This is a genomic window from Amycolatopsis sp. 195334CR, assembly GCF_017309385.1.
Classification (GTDB): domain Bacteria; phylum Actinomycetota; class Actinomycetes; order Mycobacteriales; family Pseudonocardiaceae; genus Amycolatopsis.
On record NZ_JAFJMJ010000001.1, the window covers coordinates 699,486 to 715,287 of the forward strand.

At 70.5% G+C, this 15,802-nt stretch carries 18 protein-coding genes, 1 tRNA gene and 1 pseudogene; 15 read left to right on the top strand and 5 right to left on the bottom strand.

Annotated elements, in window-relative coordinates; all coding sequences use genetic code 11:
- Positions 1 to 2: 2 nt before the first annotated feature.
- Together JYK18_RS03475 and JYK18_RS03480 are read left to right on the top strand one after the other, a co-directional pair.
- Positions 3 to 614 (top strand): TetR/AcrR family transcriptional regulator, encoded by a 612-nt coding sequence (locus tag JYK18_RS03475; RefSeq protein ID WP_206800680.1) that lies wholly within the window; start codon positions 3 to 5, stop codon positions 612 to 614.
- Between the two features lie 152 nt (positions 615 to 766).
- On the top strand, positions 767 to 1,186 hold the full coding sequence (locus JYK18_RS03480; RefSeq protein ID WP_206800682.1) for a hypothetical protein: 420 nt from the start codon (positions 767 to 769) through the stop codon (positions 1,184 to 1,186).
- A 71-nt stretch (positions 1,187 to 1,257) separates the two neighbouring features.
- On the opposite strand, the gene JYK18_RS03485 is transcribed toward JYK18_RS03480, so the two are convergent.
- Positions 1,258 to 1,479: a DUF3618 domain-containing protein gene (locus JYK18_RS03485; protein ID WP_206800684.1), complete on the bottom strand. Its 222-nt coding sequence runs from the start codon at positions 1,477 to 1,479 to the stop codon at positions 1,258 to 1,260.
- Positions 1,480 to 1,586: 107 nt separating this feature from the next.
- On the opposite strand from JYK18_RS03485, the gene JYK18_RS03490 reads away from it, so the two are divergent.
- Positions 1,587 to 1,660: transfer RNA gene (locus JYK18_RS03490), tRNA-Leu, on the top strand.
- A 35-nt stretch (positions 1,661 to 1,695) separates the two neighbouring features.
- On the opposite strand, the pseudogene JYK18_RS48255 reads toward JYK18_RS03490, so the two are convergent.
- Positions 1,696 to 1,779 (bottom strand): annotated as a pseudogene (locus JYK18_RS48255) (hypothetical protein); the annotation flags it as partial.
- A gap of 19 nt (positions 1,780 to 1,798) precedes the next feature.
- On the opposite strand from JYK18_RS48255, the gene JYK18_RS03500 reads away from it, so the two are divergent.
- Positions 1,799 to 1,969, top strand: a complete 171-nt coding sequence (locus JYK18_RS03500) for a hypothetical protein (RefSeq protein ID WP_206800686.1) — start codon at positions 1,799 to 1,801, stop codon at positions 1,967 to 1,969.
- Positions 1,970 to 2,007: 38 nt separating this feature from the next.
- Here JYK18_RS03500 and JYK18_RS03505 read toward each other — a convergent pair whose 3' ends face one another.
- Both JYK18_RS03505 and JYK18_RS03510 read right to left on the bottom strand, forming a co-directional pair.
- Positions 2,008 to 3,345, bottom strand: coding sequence for a nucleotide disphospho-sugar-binding domain-containing protein (locus JYK18_RS03505; RefSeq protein ID WP_206800689.1), 1,338 nt, complete (start codon positions 3,343 to 3,345; stop codon positions 2,008 to 2,010).
- 76 nt (positions 3,346 to 3,421) lie between these two features.
- Positions 3,422 to 4,153, bottom strand: a complete 732-nt coding sequence (locus tag JYK18_RS03510) for a bifunctional 2-polyprenyl-6-hydroxyphenol methylase/3-demethylubiquinol 3-O-methyltransferase UbiG (RefSeq protein WP_206800690.1) — start codon at positions 4,151 to 4,153, stop codon at positions 3,422 to 3,424.
- 222 nt (positions 4,154 to 4,375) lie between these two features.
- Here JYK18_RS03510 and JYK18_RS03515 point away from each other — a divergent pair, with 222 nt between their 5' ends.
- The 6 genes from JYK18_RS03515 (at position 4,376) to JYK18_RS03540 (ending at position 10,183) form a co-directional block, all read left to right on the top strand.
- Positions 4,376 to 5,533: a DegT/DnrJ/EryC1/StrS aminotransferase family protein gene (locus JYK18_RS03515; RefSeq protein ID WP_206800693.1), complete on the top strand. Its 1,158-nt coding sequence runs from the start codon at positions 4,376 to 4,378 to the stop codon at positions 5,531 to 5,533.
- A gap of 6 nt (positions 5,534 to 5,539) precedes the next feature.
- Positions 5,540 to 6,142, top strand: coding sequence for a dTDP-4-dehydrorhamnose 3,5-epimerase family protein (locus tag JYK18_RS03520; protein WP_206800694.1), 603 nt, complete (start codon positions 5,540 to 5,542; stop codon positions 6,140 to 6,142).
- A 132-nt stretch (positions 6,143 to 6,274) separates the two neighbouring features.
- On the top strand, positions 6,275 to 7,585 hold the full coding sequence (locus JYK18_RS03525; RefSeq protein WP_242578930.1) for a class I SAM-dependent methyltransferase: 1,311 nt from the start codon (positions 6,275 to 6,277) through the stop codon (positions 7,583 to 7,585).
- Positions 7,560 to 8,930 carry an NDP-hexose 2,3-dehydratase family protein gene (locus JYK18_RS03530; RefSeq protein WP_206800697.1) on the top strand — a complete coding sequence of 457 codons (1,371 nt, stop codon included), beginning with the start codon at positions 7,560 to 7,562 and terminating at the stop codon, positions 8,928 to 8,930. Before JYK18_RS03525 ends, JYK18_RS03530 begins: the two co-directional genes overlap by 26 nt.
- Positions 8,918 to 9,838, top strand: coding sequence for a Gfo/Idh/MocA family protein (locus JYK18_RS03535; protein ID WP_206800699.1), 921 nt, complete (start codon positions 8,918 to 8,920; stop codon positions 9,836 to 9,838). Before JYK18_RS03530 ends, JYK18_RS03535 begins: the two co-directional genes overlap by 13 nt.
- A gap of 84 nt (positions 9,839 to 9,922) precedes the next feature.
- On the top strand, positions 9,923 to 10,183 hold the full coding sequence (locus JYK18_RS03540; protein WP_206800701.1) for an OB-fold nucleic acid binding domain-containing protein: 261 nt from the start codon (positions 9,923 to 9,925) through the stop codon (positions 10,181 to 10,183).
- Here the strand turns inward: JYK18_RS03540 and JYK18_RS03545 are convergent.
- Positions 10,180 to 10,998, bottom strand: coding sequence for an ATP-grasp domain-containing protein (locus tag JYK18_RS03545; RefSeq protein WP_242578931.1), 819 nt, complete (start codon positions 10,996 to 10,998; stop codon positions 10,180 to 10,182). The genes JYK18_RS03540 and JYK18_RS03545 overlap by 4 nt on opposite strands.
- Positions 10,999 to 11,115: 117 nt before the next feature.
- Here JYK18_RS03545 and JYK18_RS03550 point away from each other — a divergent pair, with 117 nt between their 5' ends.
- Genes JYK18_RS03550 through JYK18_RS03570 form a run of 5 tightly spaced genes read left to right on the top strand, consistent with a single transcriptional unit; the run spans position 11,116 to position 15,794 of the window.
- Entirely contained in the window at positions 11,116 to 12,027 is a 912-nt protein-coding gene (locus JYK18_RS03550; protein ID WP_206800718.1) for an ABC transporter ATP-binding protein, read from the top strand.
- Entirely contained in the window at positions 12,024 to 12,773 is a 750-nt protein-coding gene (locus JYK18_RS03555) for an ABC transporter permease subunit (RefSeq protein WP_206800728.1), read from the top strand. Before JYK18_RS03550 ends, JYK18_RS03555 begins: the two co-directional genes overlap by 4 nt.
- Positions 12,770 to 13,729, top strand: a complete 960-nt coding sequence (locus JYK18_RS03560; protein ID WP_206800730.1) for a hypothetical protein — start codon at positions 12,770 to 12,772, stop codon at positions 13,727 to 13,729. Before JYK18_RS03555 ends, JYK18_RS03560 begins: the two co-directional genes overlap by 4 nt.
- The gene (locus JYK18_RS03565; RefSeq protein WP_206800731.1) at positions 13,726 to 14,412 is read left to right on the top strand and encodes a response regulator transcription factor; all 687 of its coding nucleotides are present in this window, start codon (positions 13,726 to 13,728) and stop codon (positions 14,410 to 14,412) included. The genes JYK18_RS03560 and JYK18_RS03565 overlap by 4 nt, the downstream gene beginning before the upstream one ends.
- Entirely contained in the window at positions 14,409 to 15,794 is a 1,386-nt protein-coding gene (locus tag JYK18_RS03570; protein ID WP_206800732.1) for a cell wall metabolism sensor histidine kinase WalK, read from the top strand. Before JYK18_RS03565 ends, JYK18_RS03570 begins: the two co-directional genes overlap by 4 nt.
- Positions 15,795 to 15,802: the final 8 nt, after the last annotated feature.

The window sequence follows — 15,802 nt, forward strand, 5'->3', positions numbered from 1 at the left end:
GCATGACAACCGAGCAGGCCCCGCGGCGCAAGCGCATGCCCCGCGCCGAGCGCGAGCGCCAGATGGTGGAGGTGGCCGAGGCGGTCTTCGCCGAACGCGGGTACGTGGCCGCGTCGATGGACGACATCGCCGAACGGGTCGGCGTCTCGAAGCCGATGCTCTACGAGTACTTCAACTCGAAGGAAGGCCTGCTGCTGGCGTGCATCGGGCAGGCGCGGGCCGAACTGCGCGTGGCCACCGAAGAGGCGGTCTCGCTGGCCGAGGACGCCGAGGACGCGCTGCGCCGCGGCCTGCTCGCCTTCTTCGTGTTCATCCGCGAGCGGCGGCAGTCGTGGTCGCTGCTGCGGCACGAGATGACGCTGATCGGCACCCCGGCGGCGGACGGCATCGAGGCCACCCGGCGGCAGCAGACCGATCTGATCGCCGCGCTGATGGCCGGTTACTTCAGTGCCGCCTCACCCCTGCAGGTGGAGGCTTCCGCCGAATTCGTCGTGGGTGCCTGCGAACGGCTGGCGATCTGGTGCGAACGCCACGACGAAATCACCCCAGAGATGGCCACCGGGTACGCGATGGACCTGTTGTGGGGCGGATTACACGAACGCACTATCACCTGAGCCATCAACCAACTACCCAAAGTAGCTTTTTCCCGGTTAGCTGTGACACAGCGTCGCTCGTGCGGTATCGATAGAACCGCCGACGGATCTACAATGCCTCGGCACCAGCTTTCCCCGACCAGGGTGTCAGCTGCACGAGAGGGGTGGGGCGGATGGCGGCGACCATCACGGCGACGTACACGCCGGAAGACGACGACTGGACGGTGACCGTCACCGGTCCGGAGGAGACGCTGACCGGCAAGGCGCCCGGCATCATCGCCGCGCGCGACCGGGCGGACCAACTGGTGGAGAAGCTCGCCGGTGGCGCGAAGGCCACCGTGGTGCACCTGCTCAACGGCAGTGCGCTGGAGTTCACGCACGCGTACATGAGCGCCCGCCTGACCCGGCCGGAGGAGGCCGAGGCGCCGGCCGAAGAAGAGCAGCCGGAAGACTCGTCGAAGACGGAGCTGCAGGAAGCGATCGACGACGCCGACGGGGGTGGCGTGTTCACCGAACTCGGTGAGGCCATCGCCCCGCAGCGGCAGGAGACCAGCGACCCCGTCGAAGCGAAGCCGCCGGTCGCCAGCGCGTGAGCTAGCGGATCAGCTTCCGCAGCAGCAGGGCGTGAGCTAGCGGATCAGCTTCCGCAGCAGCAGCGCGTGAGCTAGCGGATCAGCTTCCGCAGCAGCAGGGCGCCGATCAGCACCCCGGCGCCGATCAGCGGGTACTTGATCTTGGGCTCGCTCAGCTTGGCGAGCACGCTCGTCTTCGCGGTGTCCGCGAGCCGCTTGGGGTTGGCCTTGACGCTGAGCTCGTCCAGCGTGGACGCGAGCGCGTCGCGGGCCTTCTCGATCTCACGCTCAATGGTGTCCGGGTCGCGCGCCACGGGTCCTCCTCGCCAGGCAGCCTGTCGCAGGCCCCAACGTTAGATCACCGGGCATCCGCCCGCCGATCCGACCCACCGGGCGCGGCGCTAGGCTGCACCCGCGAGCGGGGCCCGTAGCCCAATTGGCAGAGGCACACGGTTTAGGTCCGTGCCAGTGTGAGTTCGAGTCTCACCGGGCCCACTCGATCCCCCGCACCCGCCCGGCCCCTCAGGCCGCCGCGCCTCGCAGCGACGCGAGGGCCCGGGACCAAGCGACCACCTCGTCGAGCAGTTCACGGTTTTCTTCAGCACCGCGGGCACCGAGTGGTTGTACTCCGGCGTGACAAAGACGAACTTCTACGGCGACGGCCACAGCGAGCGCGTGGTCGGCGAACTGCTCACCGGGCGCCGCGACCGGTTCGTGCCCGCCACCGAGTTCAGCGTCGGCTTCCCCAGCGACTTCATCGCCGGGGTGGAGGCCGACGTGTTCGGAGCGGGCCGCGTCGCCTGACCGCCCCGGAACTCGGTTCCGGGGCGGTCAGGCGGGGATCAGCGAGCGGAGCGGTGGAACTCGGCCAGCTTCTCCAGCTCCGGGATGATGCCCGCCGGGGTCGGCCGGGCCAGCCACGCGTCGTGCATGGACTTGGCCGCGGCGGCGTAGGACGGGTCCTCCAGCACCGCGACCAGCGCGGCGCGGATCTCCTCGGCGGACTGGGTGATGCGGTTGATCTGCACGCCCGCACCGGTTTCCTTGACCAGCCGCGCGGTGAGCCACGCGTCGACGCTGCGCTCGGTGACGGTGACCGAGATCGAATCGCCCTCGCCGCTGAAGACCATCCGCTGCGGTTCCTCGGTGTCGGCGATGACGTGCGGGATGCCGGCCGCGAGGGTGGCCACGAACGAGCCGCTGCCGCCGTGGTGGATGGCCGCGACGCAGGTCGGCAGCAGGCTGGTCAACGGCACGTAGTCGACCACGCGCAGGTTCTCCGGCACCGGCGGCGCGCCGACCAGCTGGTTGTCGTTGAACGTGCCGATGACCTCGATGTCCAGGCCCTTGATCGCCTCGAAGATCTTGGGGATGAGGTCGACGCCCTCGTGGTACGCCCGGGTCGAGACCCCGACGGTCAGCGCCACGCGCGGCCGCTCGGTGGGCTCGTGCAGCCACTCCGGCAGCACCGCGCCGCCGTTGTAGGGGACCCAGCGGACGGGCACGGTGGAGATGTTCTTCGACAGGCGCATCGACGTGGACGGGATCGCGTCGACGGTGAAGTGCCCGAGCAGCACGGAATCGTCGACCTCGACGCCGTGCCGGTCACCCAGCGCGCGCAGCGAGATCGCCAGCGGGTTCTCCGGCGTGTCGTGCCCTTCGGCCCGCCGCTCGGCGAACTTCTCGATCGCCCAGCCGCCGTAGTCCGGGCCGTTGAGCACGCGGCCCGACGCCGCGCCCGCGGCCTTGGCGACGATCCCGCCGCACGGGAACCAGGACTCCCACAGCACCAGGTCCGGCTTCCACTGCTTCGCGAAGGCGATCAGGTTGTCGACGTCCTCACGGGGCTCCGGCGGCAGGTAGTACCGGGCCGAGAACAGGAAGAACTGGTAGTAGGCGTCCCAGTTGTCCCGCTCGTCGCCGGTCAGGTCGAGCTTGGCCGCCAGCTCCTCCATCTCCTCCGGGCTGGGCAGCAGGCCGTACTTCGCCCAGTTCTGCAGCGAATGCGGCTCCGGCTCGCCGGTCTTGATGGTGGGCAGGCCCGAGGCGACGATCTGCTCCTCGGCGCCGGGCGGGCAGGCCACGACGACCTCGTGCCCCTCGGCCTGCAGCGCCTGCGCGTGCGGGGTGAGGTGGTTCAGGTGGGTGACGTGCGGGAAGCCGGTCACGAGGACTCGCATCGAAATATCTCCTCAACGTTGGTGGGCGTCGTTTTTCTGGACGTCGTTTCGGCCGACGCTGCCGGGCGTCCTCGGCCTACTTGCGGACGCCGACGAAGATGCCGGGGCTGGTCGCCCGGCCGTCGCCCAACCGCAGGGCGGGCACGAACTCGACGGTGCAGCCGGCCCGTTCGAAGGCCGACTCGTACTCCTCGCGGGTGAACAGGCCGACCGACAGGACGGAGGAGAACTTCCGGATGCCGTCGGAGTCGGCCACGATCGCCTCGAAGGCGATGCGGCTGCGCCCGTCCTGCACGGTGGAGTGGCTGACGCGAGCCACCACGCGACCGTCCTCTTCGGCCAGGTGGCTGCCGATGTAGCCGTCGATGAACAGCTCGGGGAACCACCACGGCTCGACGATCACCACCCCGCCCGGCACGGTGTGCGCGGCCATCCTGGCGACCGTGGCCGCCACCTCCTCGGCGGAGCCGACCTCGCCGATCGCGTTGCCGAGGCAGGTGACCGCGTCGAAGGTGCGGCCGAGGTCGAAGTTCACCATGTTGCCGAGGTGGACGGCGGACTGCGAGAGCCGGGTGGTCGCGACGTCGCGCATGGCCGGCGTGAGCTCGACGCCCTCCACGTGGTCGAACCTCTTCGCGAACGCGGCCAGGTGGGCACCGGTGCCGCAGGCGACGTCCAGCACGCTCTTGGCCTCGGGGAAGCGGGACAGGATCAGCTGGGCGTGCTTCTCGGTCTCGGCGTCGAAGTCCTTGCCGCGGCTGTTGAAGACGAGTTCGTACAGTTCGGCGTGCTCTGGGTCGTAGTCCATCCCTGCTCCTCCTCCAGACCGGAGCCGCACCCCGGCTTGCCGTCAGGTCGGCTGTGCCAGCGTCACGCCGCTGGGCGGGCCGCCGCATCTCCTGGCTTGCGCCCGTCGCGACGGCGCGTGGTCAGCCCGCGCAGGTGCGCAGGACAAAGGAAGGCCGCCGCCGCCCGTTGTGCCAGCATCGATCGGTGGACAGGGGTGACCCGCGCGTGAAGGGGTGCACGAATGATCAACATGTTTCAGCCACAGGTCGGCGCCGAGGAACTGGCCGCCGTCGCGGAGGTGTTCGACAGCCAGTGGCTGGGGTACGGCCCGCAGACCAAGGCGTTCGAGCAGGAGTTCGCCGACCACCTCGGCGTGCCGGCGGAGACGGTGCTGTTCATCAACTCCGCCACCGCCGGCCTGCACCTGGCGATGGAGCTGCTGAACATCGGTCCCGGTGACGAGGTCGTCTTCCCGTCGGTGAGCTTCCCCGCCAACGGCCACTGCGTCGCCGCCGCCGGCGCCACCCCGGTCTTCTGCGACGTCCGCCCGCGCACCCTCAACCCGACCGTCGACGACGTGCGGGCGGTGCTGACCCCGCGCACGAAGGCGGTCATGCTGCTGCACTACGGCGGACAGCCCGGCGACATCGTCGAAATCGCGCAGCTGTGCCAGGAACGCGGCATCCCGTTCATCGAGGACGCCGCCTGCGCCGTCGGGTCGAGCATCGACGGCCGGGCCTGCGGGACCTTCGCCGACATCGCCATCTGGAGCTTCGACTCGCGCAAGATCATGACCACCGGCGACGGCGGCATGATCTACGTCCGCGACCCGCAGCTGGCGCGCCGCGCGCACCGCCTGGCCTACCAGGGTCTCGACGACCGGGGCGCGTTCGCCGCGATGAAGAACAACGGCACGCGCCGCTGGTGGGACCAGACCATCCACGAGGTCGGCAGGCGGCTGATCGGCAACGACCTGACCGCCGCCATCGGCCGCGTCCAGCTCGGCAAGCTGCCCGGCTTCATCCAGCGGCGCGGCGAGATCATGGCCCAGTACGACCGGCTGCTCGAAGGCGTTCCCGGCGTGCGGCGCCCGCCCGCCCTGCCCGAGGGCCACGTCTCGACGAACTACTTCTACTGGCTGCAGTTCGACGACGTGACCGTGCGCAACACCGTCGCCGAGGACCTGCTGGAACTGGGCATCTACACCACCTACCGCTATCCGCCGCTGCACAAGGTCCCGCTGTTCGCCACCGGGGTGGAACTGCCGGGGACCGACGAGGCCGAGGCGATCACCCTGCTGCTGCCGCTGCACCAGTCGCTGACCGACGCCGAGGTCGAGCGCGTGGCGAGCAGCCTGATCTCGGTCCTCGACCGCCGCAGGCTCCGCGAGGCCGGGTAGGCGGACATGAAGGTCCGCGAACTCGCCGTGGCGGGCGCTCTTGAGCTGACGCCGAGCGTGCTCAACGACGACCGCGGGCTGTTCGTCTCGCCGTTCCAGGAAACGCACTTCCAGCGGGCGACCGGCCAGCGGCTGTTCACCGTGGCGCAGACCAACCACAGCCTGTCCCGCCGGGACGTGGTCCGGGGCATCCACTTCACCGTGACCCCGCCCGGCTGCGCCAAGTACGTCTACTGCGCGGCGGGGTCGGCGCTCGACATCGTCGTGGACATCCGCGTCGACTCGCCGACGTTCGGCCGCTGGGACGTGGTGGAGGTCAACCCGACGTACTTCCGCTCGGTCTACTTCCCGGTCGGCGTCGGGCACATGTTCGTCGCGCTCGAGGACAACACGGTGATGTGCTACATGATCTCCGGCGAGTACGTCCCGGAGCACGAGCTGGGGTTGTCACCGCTCGACCCCGAGCTCGACCTGCCACTGCCGAAGGAACCGATCCTGTCCGCGCGCGACCAGGTCGCGCCGACCCTCGCCGAGGCCGAGCAGGAGGGCTGGCTGCCGCGCTACTACGAGTGCGTGGACGTGGAGGAAGAGCTCCACGAGCGCAGTTGAAGAGACGTTGCCGAGCACGTCACGGGCACACACTGTTCACCAAGAGAGTCGCGCCGGGAGCTCCGGGAGCCGCGTGCGATCCATCCCGCCGGTCGGGTGCCGAACTCGATCGGCCGTCACCTGGAAGGCGCCATGAACATCGCCGAGAACATGGCCATCGTCGAGTGCACCGCGTGCCGCATCTGCGGCAACACCGAGCTGCTGACCGTGCTGGACCTGGGGAACCAGGCGCTGACCGGCATCTTCCCCCGGCCGGGTCAGGTGGTGCCATCGGCGCCGCTGGAGCTGGTCCGGTGCGCCCCCGGCGGCTGCGGGCTGCTGCAGCTGCGGCACACCTCCGACCTGACGCTGATGTACGGCGAGCACTACGGCTACCGCTCGAGCGTCCGCCCGTTCATGGTCAACCACCTGCACCGCAAGGTCGACGTGCTGACCGGCATGGTCGACCTGGACCGCGGCGACCTGGTGCTCGACATCGGCAGCAACGACTCGACGCTGCTGCAGGGCTACCGCACCCCGGGGCTGACCAGGGTGGGCGTGGACCCGACCGGCGAGAAGTGGCGCGAGTACTACCCCGCCGACATCGACCTGATCCCGGACTTCTTCACCAAGGCCGTCTACGCCGAGCAGTTCGGCACCCGCCAGGCCAAGATCGTCACCTCCATCGCGATGTTCTACGACCTGCCCGACCCGCTCGGGATCATGGCCGCCGTGCACGACATCCTCACCGACGACGGCGTGTGGATGATCGAGATGAGCTACGCGGTCCCGCTGCTGGAGACGCCGGTCTACGACGCGATCTGCCACGAGCACCTGGAGTACTACTTCCTGCGCCAGATCGAGTGGATGGCCGAGCGGGTCGGGCTGACCGTGTCCACCGCCGAGGTCACCGACGTCAACGGCGGCAGCCTGTGCGTGACGCTGGTGAAGAACCCGGCCAAGCACAAGATCGACACCGCGCAGATCGACCGGATCCGGCAGTACGAGGCGTCCTTGGGGCTGGACACCGACGCGCCCTACGACGCCTTCACCCGCCGCGTCGAGCAGCACCGCGTCGACGTCCGGTCCTTTTTGGACGAATCGAAGGCGGCGGGCAAGCTGACCCTGGGCTACGGCGCGTCCACCAAGGGGAACGTGATCCTGCAGCACTGCGGGGTCACCACCGACGACCTGCCGTGCATCGGCGAGGTCAGCACCGAGAAGCACGGCCGGGTCACCCCCGGCACCGGCATCCCGATCGTCTCCGAGGAGGAGGCCAAGGCGCAGCGGCCGGACCAGTTGCTGGTGCTGCCGTGGGGCTTCCGCGACGGGTTCGTCGAGCGGGAGCGGGACTACGTGGCGGGCGGCGGCAAGCTGGTGTTCCCGCTGCCGTCGGTCTCGGCGGACTCGTCGCCGTGGAGGAAGGGAGAGGACCGCGATGTCGACTCCGGCCGGCCGAGCTGATGACTTCCTGGTTTCGGCGCTGACCACGATCAGCTCGCAGACGGAGGACCCGGACCTGTTCCTCAAGCAGCGGTTCGCCGTCTCCAGCTACCAGGTCGACGAGATCCCGCTGGAAACGCTGGACTCGTGGCGGCTCGACGACCGGCTCGAGCACGCCACCGGCCGGTTCTTCACCGTCGAGGGGCTGTCGGTGCGGACCAACTTCGGGCCGAACCCGCGGTGGTGCCAGCCGATCATCGTGCAGCCCGACATCGGCATCCTCGGCATCCTGGTGAAGAAGATCGACGGCGTATACCACTTCCTGATGCAGGTGAAGATGGAGCCGGGCAACACCACGCTGGTGCAGTACGCGGCCACCGTGCAGGCGACCCAGAGCAACTACCAGCGGGTGCACGGCGGCCGGTCGACGCCGTACCTGGAGTACTTCCTCAAGGGCAGCCGGGGGCACATCCTGGTGGACCGGCTGCTGTCCGAGCACGCGTCCTGGTACCTGCACAAGCGCAACCGCAACATGATCGTGGAGCTGCCGCCGGACGAGGAGGTCGCCGAGCGCGACGACTTCACCTGGCTCACGCTCGGCCAGCTGCGCAGGCAGCTCGCGCTCGGCAACGTCAACATGAACGCCCGCACCGTGCTGGCCTGCATCTCCTACGACGGCGCCCGCGTCCGGCCCGCGGCCGAGGGCTTCCACGCGCGGACCGTCGCCTCGCACAACGCGCAGCGGTCCGACGCGGACCTGGCCGAGGTGATGACCTGGCTGATCGACCAGAAGGAGACCTACACCCTCGACGTCAAGCGGATCGGACTGTCCGAAATGGACGGCTGGGCGGCGGACGGCGGCAGCATCCGGCACCGCGACGGGCTGTACTTCCGGATCATCGGGCTGTCGGTGGCGGCGACCAGCCGGGAGGTCGGCACCTGGACGCAGCCGATGCTCGAACCGGTGCCGGGCAACCTGGTCGCCTTCCTCTGCCAGCGGCAGAACGGCGTGCTGCGGTTCCTGACCCAGGCGATGATCCAGCCGGGGTCGACCGACCGGCTCGAACTCGGCGCGTCCATCCAGCTGGCTCCCGGCTACTGCCGCGACGCACGCGATCTGCCGCCGCTGGTGGAGTACCTGGATTCGGCGGTCGGGCAGGTGCGGCTGAAGTCGGTGCAGTCCGAGGACGGCGGCCGGTTCCACCGGGCCGACACCGAGCACCTGGTGATCGAGCTCCCGGAGGACCACCACGTCGAGGCGCCGGAGAACTACCGGTGGATGACGCTCGGCCTGCTCGGGCGGCTGATGCAGTCGGGCTACTACCTCAACGTCGAAGCCCGCAGCCTGATGGCGTGCCTGCTGTGAGGTTCCTGCTCGTCGGCCTCTCGCGGTTCGCCCGGCGGCGGGTGCTGCCCGCGGCGTCCGCGCTGGACGGCATCGAGGTGGTGGACGTGGCCAGCGCGCACGGTGGTGAGGTGCCCGGGCCGGGGCGTCGGCACACGGACTGGCACGCGGCGCTGGACAGCACGGAACCCGCGCTGGTCTACGTCTCGACGGTCAACAGCACGCACGCCGAGGTGGTCCGGCACGCGTTGCGGCGGGGCCACCACGTCGTGGTGGACAAGCCCGCGTTCCTGACGCTGGACACGGCCGAGGAACTGGTCGAGCTGGCCCGGAGCCGGTCGCTGGTGCTGGCCGAGGCGACGAACTACTCGTTCCACCCGATGTTCTCGCCGGACCTGACCAAGGACATCACCAAGGCCGTCGCGGTGTTCACCCCGCCCGTGCCGCCGGAGGACTTCCGGCACAAGCGGTCCTCGGGCGGCGGGGCCTTCCTCGACACCGGGCCGTACTTCGCGTCGCTGGGCCGGGTCCTGTGGGGTGTCGAACCGGACGACGTGCACGTCATCGTCGGCGACCGCACCGCGGACGGCCTGGAACTGGCCTACAGCGTGCTGGCCGGCTACCCCGGCGGCCGTACCGTCGTCGGGCAGTTCGGTTTCACCACGCACTACCGCAACAACCTGCAGCTGCTCGGGCCCGGCGTCGCGGTGGACGTGCCCAGGCCGTTCTCCGCGCCGCCGGACCTGACCGCCGACCTGCACTTCGAGATCGGTGGCGTGCACGAGACGCGGAGCGTGCCGCCCGCGGACAGCATGGAGCTGTTCCTCGGCGCCGTGCTTTCCGCGGTGCGCTCGGGTTCGCGTGAGTTCGACGCCGCCCTGCTGAGCGACGCCAGGACGCGCGACCGCGTCGTCCGTGCCGCCCGGTAGGACGCTCGCGAAAATGGGGCGCGCCGGGGTGCGGTGGTTGCCTATGCTGTGGTGACCGGCGATCGGTGTCCACTTTGGAGTGCCATGTCCGCTCGCGTCCTGTCCAGTGACCTTTCCCGGCACACCGGGCGTTCCGTGCGGATCGCCGGCTGGGTCCACCGCACGCGGCGGCTGAAGTCCGTCACGTTCCTCGTGCTGCGGGACCGGTCCGGGTTGGCGCAGGTCGTGCTGCCGCCGGGGGAAGCGCGGTTCCCGGACGAGACCGTGCTCGAAGTCCGCGGCCTGGCGACGGCCAGCCCGCAGGCTCCGGGTGGGTCGGCTCAGTCCTTGAGGTGTGCCCGCTAGGTCAGCGGCAGCTCCCCCGGCGGCACCGAACGAGGACGATCGCTCACCTGCCCGTCACCGAGTTCGATCAGCCGCCACACGCCGTCCTCACGCAACGCGAAATCAGCGGTGACAAAAGGCAAACCGAGCCCACCCACCAACGACGCGACCCCGAGATCAGCGTCGGGCAAGTCGTCCGGTGTGTCCGGGTGCGGTCCGACGAGACGGCAAACGCCGTCGACCCACCAAGTGCGCACTTCCCGCGAAACGAAGTTCTCGAACCGCCGCAGGACGAAGCCGCCGGTGAAGTCGCGATCGCGTAGTTCCAGGAATCGGCTCGCCACCGCCCAAGCCGCCGTCACGTCGGCGACGTCGGGGACGAACGCCGCTTCGTGCCAGTAGTGCTTCATCGACTTGGTGTAGTCACGCAACACCGCGGGCCCGGGGCCGAGTTCACCGCACGCGCTCTCGAAAGCCGCGCGCTCAGCCCCTTCCGTCCACACCGTCCGCGGAGTGATGTCGGCCAGATCCGCGTACCAGCCCGGGAGTTCGTGCGCCCGCCGGTACTGCGCGGCCGTCGTGCGCAGGACGACATCGCGTCGCCGCAGTGCTTTGTCGAAGTCCGCGTACCGCGAGCTGCTCAACATCCAGCCCCGGTAGACAGCCTTGCCCGGCGGAACCCGCCGCACAGCCTCGTCGGCGCCGCCCGCGGTGGCCAGCGCGTCGTGATCGACCAGCGCCACGTCCATCCCGGCGTCCCGGGCGGCATCGGCCTCGGCCGCGAAATGGGCGTCAGGACGGCGAGGGCGCAGCACGTCCGAGGGAACCAGCAACATCACGCAGTGCATACTGCCCGATTTCCCTGGGAGTTTCCTGGGAATTGCGCCCCGTGAACCGACGACCACCGCCGCGTTCCCAGGGAGTCGTCACCTGTCGTCGCCAGCCTCACTCCCATGAGCGACACCATCGAGGCCAGGGGCCTCACCAAGCGCTACGGCGACAAGCTCGCCGTCGACCGGCTCGACTTCACCATCGAACCCGGCCGCGTCACCGGGTTCCTCGGCCCCAACGGCGCCGGCAAGTCCACCACCATGCGGCTCGTGCTCGGACTGGATTCGCCGACCGCGGGCACCGTCACCGTCCACGGCCGCCGCTACGCCGAACTCCCGCGCCCGCTCCACACGGTCGGCGCCCTGCTCGACGCGCGGGCCGTGCACCCGGGACGCACCGCCGTCCAGCACCTCCGGGCGCTCGCCCAGACCGCGGGCATCGGCCGCGCCCGCGTCGACGAGGTGCTCGCGCTCGTCGGCCTGTCGAACGTGGCCGGCAAACGGGCGGGCACCTTCTCCCTCGGCATGAGCCAGCGCCTCGGCATCGCGGGCGCCCTGCTCGGCGACCCGCCGGTGCTGATGTTCGACGAACCGGTCAACGGCCTCGACCCCGAAGGCATCCGCTGGATCCGCGGCCTCATGCGCGACCTTGCCGCCGAAGGGCGCACGGTGCTCGTTTCCAGTCACCTGATGAGCGAGATGGCGCTGACCGCGCACCACCTGCTCGTGCTCGGCCGCGGCCGCCTCATCGCCGACACCGGCATGGACGACTTCCTCCGCCTGCACAGCGAGGAAACCGTGCTCGTCCGCACCGACGAGACCGACCGGCTGGCGCGGCTACTCCGGCGCACCGGCGCCACCTTCGAACTCGACGACGACACCCTGCGCGTGGTCGATCGAACCGCGCGCGAGATCGGGAAACTCGCTGCCGCCGAAGGCATCGCGCTGGCCGAACTGACCCCGAGCCGCGGCTCGCTGGAGGACGTGTTCATGGCCCTCACCCACGATTCCGTCGAATACGGGGTGCGCGCGTGAACCTCCTCCGTTCCGAATGGACCAAGTTGCGCAGCCTCCGCTCGACGTGGCTGACCATGGTGGTGACCGCGGTGCTCGGCGTGGGCGTCGCCGCGCTGTCGTCGTCCGCGCAGGCCCGCGCCTACGACCCCGCCGAGTGGGATCCGGCCGCGACCAGCCTGACCAGCATCATCGTGGCGCAGCTGGCCACCGGTGTGCTCGGCGTGCTGGTGGTCACCGCCGAGTACTCCACCGGCACCATCCAGCCGAGCGTGGTCGCGGTGCCCGCGCGCGGCCGCCTCCTCGCCGCGAAAGCCGTGGTGTTCGGCGGGATCGCGTTCCTGCTGAGCCAGTTGATCGGGTTCACCTCGTTCTTCGTGGGGCAGGCGGTGATCGACGCCGCCGGTGCGCCGTACGCGACGCTCGACCAGCCCGGTGTGCTGCGCGCGGTCATCGGCAGCGGGCTCTACCTCACCGCGGTCGGCCTGCTCGGCCTCGGGCTGGGCGCGGTCCTCCGGTCGACGGCGGGCGCGATCGGTGTACTCGTCTCGGCCACGCTGCTGATCCGGCTGATCGCGCAGACCTTCCCCGACAGCTGGCGAGACTGGATGGACCGGTACTGGCCGACGTCCGCCGGGGAGAAGATCGTGAACGTGTTGCCGGCGGCCGGAGCGCTGCCGCCGTGGACCGGTTTCGCCATCCTGTGCGGCTTCGTGGCGGTGATCGGCGCGGCGGGCTACGGCGTGCTGCGGACGAGGGACGTGTGAAGCGCGGGGCCGCGGCCGGGTTCTCGGCCGGGCTTGCGGCGTGGACGGGCATGGCCGGGTGGGCGCTGCTCGGCCTCACCCTGCTCGCCGGCGACGCTGACACCCCGGCCCTCGGCGGCGCTTCCGGCGACGGCGGCGGCATCTCCGGCGCCCCCGGCCTCGACGGCATCTCCGCTACTCTCGGCATCGGCGGCGCCCCCGGCCTCGGCATCGGTTCAGGCCTCGACGCGAGCGCCGCCCCGGCCGCGCTCGCGCTCGCTGTCGGTGGGGCCGTCCAACTCGGGCCCGGCTCGGTTTCCGGGTTGCCACTGGGGATCTCGCTGATCGGCGCGCTTCTGCTGACCGCCTGGCTCACCACCTGGGAACAGGTCGCCAGCGCAGCGGCGGTGTTCATCGCGGGCCTCCTCGTCGTGTGCATCCTCCCCCAGGTCCAGCTCCTGCCAACCCTCGTCGGCGGGCTCCTCTGGCTGGCCACCACCCTCGCCATCCGGGTCGCCAGCTGGCGATGGCCGTGGGTCCGCAACGTCGCGCTGGTGCTCCTCGGTACGGCAGCCGTCGCGACGCTCGTCGGTGCGGTGTTGTCCTTCACGAGCGCGCGAATGCTCGGCACGATGCTGCTCACCGCACCCAACCTGCTCTGCGTGGCCCTGACCCGAGGCCTCGGCGTGCCGTGGCACGGCCTCGAGCTGCCAGACCTGCCAGACCTGCCACTGTGGCCCCTCGCCCTCGTGGTCGCCGTGCTCGTGGCGGTGTTCGCGCGCTGGCACGCCCCCTGGGTGATGGCGTTGTGCTGCGCGGCGATGGCGTGGCTCGGCGGCGCGCGGGTGGAAGTGTTCCGCTTCGAAGTGGGACTCACCGGCGACGTGCTCATCGCCGCCGCCACCGGGCTCGCCGCGGGAGGAGTGGCGTGCCTGCTCGTCGAAGGCGCCCGGCACTGGCATCGTCGACGGACATGACGGCCAACCTGCTCGTGGTGGAGGACGACCCGACGCTGCGCGAACTGCTCGCGGCCAGCCTCCGGTTCGCCGGGTTCGCGGTGTCCACCACCGCGAGCGGGGTCGAGGCGCTGCGGATCGCCGCGCAGCGGCCGCCCGATCTGGTGGTGCTGGACGTGCTGCTGCCCGACGTCGACGGCTTCGAGGTGCTGCGCCGCCTGCGCGACGGCGCGGCACCCGCCCGCGACGTGCCGGTGTTGTTCCTGACCGCCCGCGACGCCGGGGAGGACAAGGTCGCCGGGCTGACCGCGGGCGGCGACGACTACGTCACCAAACCGTTCCGCCTCGAAGAACTGATCGCCCGCATCCGCGCGATCCTGCGCCGCACCAGCGGTTCCTCGCGTGCCGTGCTGACCGCCGGTGACCTCGAACTGGACCCGGTGGCCCGGCTGGTCACCCGCGGCGGTGCGCCGGTTTCCCTGTCCCCCACCGAATTCACCCTGCTGCGGTTCCTGCTGGAGAACACCGACCGGGTACTGGCGCGCGAGCAGATCCTGCACCACGTGTGGCGCTACGACTTCGGCGGCGACGCCAGCATCGTCGAGTCCTACATCAGCTACCTGCGGCGCAAGGTGGACAACCGGGAGCCGAAGCTCATCCACACCGTGCGAGGGATCGGTTACGTGCTGCGAGCACCGCGGTGAAGCGGCTGTCGCTGCGGGCGCGGGTGCTGTTGATCGCGATGGCGCTGCTGGTGGCGGGTATGGTGGCCAGCAGCGCGGTGGTGCTCGTCGCGCTGCGGAAACCACTGGTGGAGCAGGTGGACCTCCAGGTGTCGGTGGCCGCCGGGGTGCTGGCCGCGGTGCCGGAACCGGTGGTCGCGAACCTGGCGGGCAACGCCCCGATCCCGCGCGAAGGACCCGACGACCTCTACCTGGCCTACCTGACCCCGGACGGGCAACCGTCGTTGGCGCTCCGGGGAACTGCCGTACCGGATCTGCCGAAACTGGACCGCGCGGCGGTGCTCGCGCGCGGCGGTCAGCCGTTCGAAGTGGCGGACTGGCGGGTGCTGGCGCTGCCGGTCCGCACCGGTGGCAGCGTGGTGGTGGCCGGTGCACTGTCCTCAGTGGACGAAACGGTGGCGCGGGTGCGCCTGGTCTGCGTGCTGGTGGGCGGCGGGTTGCTGGTGGTGCTGGCCACCGCGGGGTGGTTCTGGGTGCGGGCCGGGCTGCGGCCGCTGCGCCGGATCGAGGAGACCGCGGCGGCGATCGCGGGCGGTGACCTGTCGCGGCGGGTTCCGTTCACCGCCGCCGAATCCACCGAGGTCGGCAGGCTGACCACCGCGCTGAACGGCATGCTGGCGCAGATCGAGGCCGCTGTCGCCGCGCGCACGCGCTCCGAGGAACGCCTGCGCACGTTCGTCGCGGACGCCAGCCACGAACTGCGCACCCCGCTGGCCGGCATCAGCGGATTCGCGCAGCTCTACCGCATGGGCGGCAGCGAGATCGACGCGACGATGGACCGCATCGAACGCGAGTCGACCCGGCTGACCGCGCTGGTGGACGACCTGCTGCTGCTCGCGCAACTGGATGAAGGCGGCCTCGACCTGCGCCGGGCGCCGATGGACCTGCGTTCGCTGGCCGCGGACGCGCTGCACGACCTCCGCGCGCTGGACCCGGCCCGCGAGGTCGCGCTCACCGGGCTCGGCGACGCACCGGATCCCGCGCCCGCCCCGGTGCTCGGCGACGAGGCCAGGTTGCGGCAGGTGGTGAGCAACCTGGTGGGCAACGCGATCGCGCACACTCCGGCGGGTTCCGCCGTGCGCATCGGGGTCGGCACGCACGCCGATGAGTCCATTTTGGAGCTCGCCGACTCCGGTCCCGGTCTTTCCCCGGACCAGGTGGCGCTGGTCTTCGATCGGTTCTACCGCGCGGATCCCTCGCGCGCCCGTGACCACGGCGGTGGCGCCGGGCTCGGCCTGGCGATCGTCCATTCGCTGGTGACCGCCCACGGCGGCACGGTGTCGGTGTCCACCCAACCGGGCGCCGGCGCCACTTTCCGGCTCGTGCTCCCGAAATCCGGTTAAGCTGGACG